This window comes from Dietzia sp. DQ11-71, assembly GCF_014144995.1.
GTDB classification, from domain to species: Bacteria; Actinomycetota; Actinomycetes; order Mycobacteriales; family Mycobacteriaceae; genus Dietzia; species Dietzia kunjamensis.
This window is the reverse complement of the sequence record NZ_JAALDT010000391.1, coordinates 1-2,687: the sequence shown is the minus strand read 5'-3', so window position 1 is coordinate 2,687 and position 2,687 is coordinate 1. Positions and strand designations below refer to the sequence as shown.

General features: G+C 72.1%; 2 protein-coding genes and 1 riboswitch. Both genes read right to left on the bottom strand.

All coding sequences use genetic code 11. The features are described 5' to 3' along the window. Positions 1 to 145: 145 nt before the first annotated feature. On the bottom strand, positions 146 to 1,699 hold the full coding sequence (locus G6023_RS13130; protein WP_182635921.1) for a precorrin-2 C(20)-methyltransferase: 1,554 nt from the start codon (positions 1,697 to 1,699) through the stop codon (positions 146 to 148). Continuing rightward, positions 1,696 to 2,361: a precorrin-8X methylmutase gene (locus G6023_RS13125; protein WP_132061908.1), complete on the bottom strand. Its 666-nt coding sequence runs from the start codon at positions 2,359 to 2,361 to the stop codon at positions 1,696 to 1,698. Before G6023_RS13125 ends, G6023_RS13130 begins: the two co-directional genes overlap by 4 nt. Before the next feature lie 73 nt (positions 2,362 to 2,434). Then, positions 2,435 to 2,509, bottom strand: a riboswitch (cobalamin riboswitch). Positions 2,510 to 2,687: the final 178 nt, after the last annotated feature.

The following is a 2,687-nucleotide window of genomic DNA, read 5'->3' as shown; positions in this document are numbered from 1 at the left end:
TCGTCCGCGTAGTAGATGTCGGTCATGTCGCCCTCCCAAGTAGTCGGCCCAAACCGGCCTCAGATCGCGGGAGGCCTCCATGACTTCCGAGCTTTGGCGAGCCAATACTGGCTTCGGGTCTAGCCGATGCCCGAGTGATCAGAGTTCACGACGTCACAAACCTCGGACTCCACACGCGTCCCGACTCCGTGACCCGGGTCCCAGAGGCGCCCACGATGAGCAGGCACTTCATGTCGACGGAGTCGCAGTCGAGGTCGGCGAGAGTCGTCACGGTGAGGGATTCCTCGGTTCGCCCAACATCACGGCCCACGATCACCGGCGTGGTCGGGGAGCGGTGGCGGAGAAGGACCTCGCGGGCGTCGGCGACCTGACGGGTGCGCGAGCGCGAGGCCGGGTTGTAGACGGCCAGCACCAGGTCGGCCGCCGCGATCGCGTCGAGGCGGCGCTCGATGACCTCCCACGGCTTGAGCCGGTCGGACAGGCTCATGACGGCGAAGTCCGCGCCGATGGGGGCCCCGGCCCGCGCAGCGACCGCCTGCACGGCCGAGACGCCGGGCGCGACGCGGATGTCGATGTCGGCGAAGCGGGGATCGTCCGCGGCCTCGAAGACCGCCGAGGCCATACCGAACACCCCGGCGTCGCCGCCCGAGACCACGGCCACTTGCTCACCCGCGCGGGCCACCTCCAGTGCCAATGCAGCCCGGTCGACTTCCACGGTGTTGCCCGAGCAATGGCGACGCAGCCCGGGCCGCTGCGGAACCCTGGCGACGTACGGCGCGTAGCCGACCACGTGGTCGACCTCGGACAGGATCTGCGAAGCCTCCGGGGTCAGCCACTCTGTCGGGCCCGGGCCCAGACCGACGACGTGCACGACGCCGCGCGATGCTGGGGACTGCTCCTCAACCGAGCCGGCGGTACGCCCCGGGGAGGGCTCCCCGGGTGCAGAGAGCTGCGCGGGCCGGCGGCCGGTGGGGTCGGAGTGCTGAGAGTCGCCGGGGACGACGATGAGCGAGAAGTACGGCACGGAGTCCGGGTCGACCTCGCTGACCGGGTGATGTGCCTCCGCGTCGGTCGACGCGCGCTCCACATAGACCGCGCCGTCGAGCCGACCGGCCGCCTCGAGCGCGCGACGGACGGCCGGGAAATTCCGTCCGAGCTTCATGATGATCGCGCCGTCGGTGTCTGCCAGCCGCCGCGCGAGCTCGGGCTCAGGCAGGGTGCCCGGCAGGACGGTGAGGACGTCGGTCTGCCTGACCAGGGGAGTGGCGGCCGCCGCGGTTGCGGCGGCGAACGCGGGAATGCCCGGCACGATCTCGGTGTCGAACCGAGGGGCGAGCTTGTCGTGCATGTACATGAAGGAGCCGTAGAACAGCGGGTCCCCCTCGGACAGCAGCACCACGTCGCGGCCGGCGGCGAGGTGTGCGGCCAGCCGCTGCGCGCTGCGCTCGTAGAAGTCCGCGATCGCGCCCGCGTATCCGCCCGGGTGGTCGGTGACGCCCGTGGTCACGGGGTACTCCAGTCGCTCCTCGATCGCTCCAGAAGGGATGAGGTCGGCGGCAATGCGGCGGGCGTTGGACTCCTTGCCGCGCCCGGCGTGAAAGGCCACGACGTCGGCCGCGCCGATGAGCCGGGCGGCCTTGAGGGTGAGCAGCTCGGGATCGCCAGGTCCCACGCCGACGCCGTACAGCCGGCCGGTCACTCCGCCTCCTGCGCCAGGGCGTTGACGGCAGAGGCGGTCATCGCGGACCCGCCGCGCCGCCCGTGCACGGTGACAAAGGGGATGTCGATGCCGTGGTCGTCGGCGAACTCGGCGAGCGCTGCCTTGGACTCGGCGGCTCCGATGAAACCCACGGGGCAGCCGACGATCGCGGCGGGTCGGGGAGCGCCGTCGAGGATCATCTCCAGCAGGTGGAACAGGGCGGTGGGGGCGTTGCCGATCGCGACGACGGCGCCGTCGAGGCGATCGTCCCACAACGCCAGCGCGGCGGCGGAGCGGGTGGTGCCCATCCGCGCGGCCAGGTCGCGAACGCCGGGATCGGACAGGGTGCACACCACGTCGTTGTCGCGGGGGAGCCGGGCCCGGGTGATCCCGGCGGCGACCATGTGGGCGTCGCAGAGGATCGGCGCGCCGGCGTCGAGCGCCGACCTCGCCGCACTGACCAGTCCGGGGTGCACCTGCAGGTCACGGGTCAGGTCGGTCTGGCCGGTGCCGTGCACCATCCGCACGGCGAGTCGCTCGGCGTCGGCCGGCACACGGGACAGGTCGGTCTCGCCGCGGATGGTCGCGAAGGAGTCGACGTAGATGGCGGGCCCGTCGTCGACGTAGTCGTAGCGACGCGGCGGCCTGAGGGCAGCACTCATGGGGTCCTCCTCGGGGTTCTCGCCCCGGTGTGAGAAGTCGCAGCGACGCGGTGGGAGCGCGCTGATCCCCGGTGAGTATCTGGCTGGGCCCATCGGCTCGACGGGCCTCACAGTGGCGGAACCGCCCCGGACTTGCACCGGGTTCCTCGCCGTGGGACAGCCCGCAGCCTACTCGCGGACGGCCAGCACCCCGCGCCACGGGGTCACGATGAGCTCGGCGACGTCGCCGCCGGTGAGCCGGGCGATGAGGTGGCGGTCGAGGATCCCGCCCGGGGCCGCGACGTGCTCGATCCGCCCCGCCGACCCCGCGACCGGCCCGTACGGCA

What these genes read in the sequence shown, in the direction of transcription:
- G6023_RS13125 (WP_132061908.1), bottom strand. Translation starts at nt 2,361, where the DNA reads ATGAGTGCTGCCCTCAGGCCGCCGCGTCGCTACGACTACGTCGACGAC.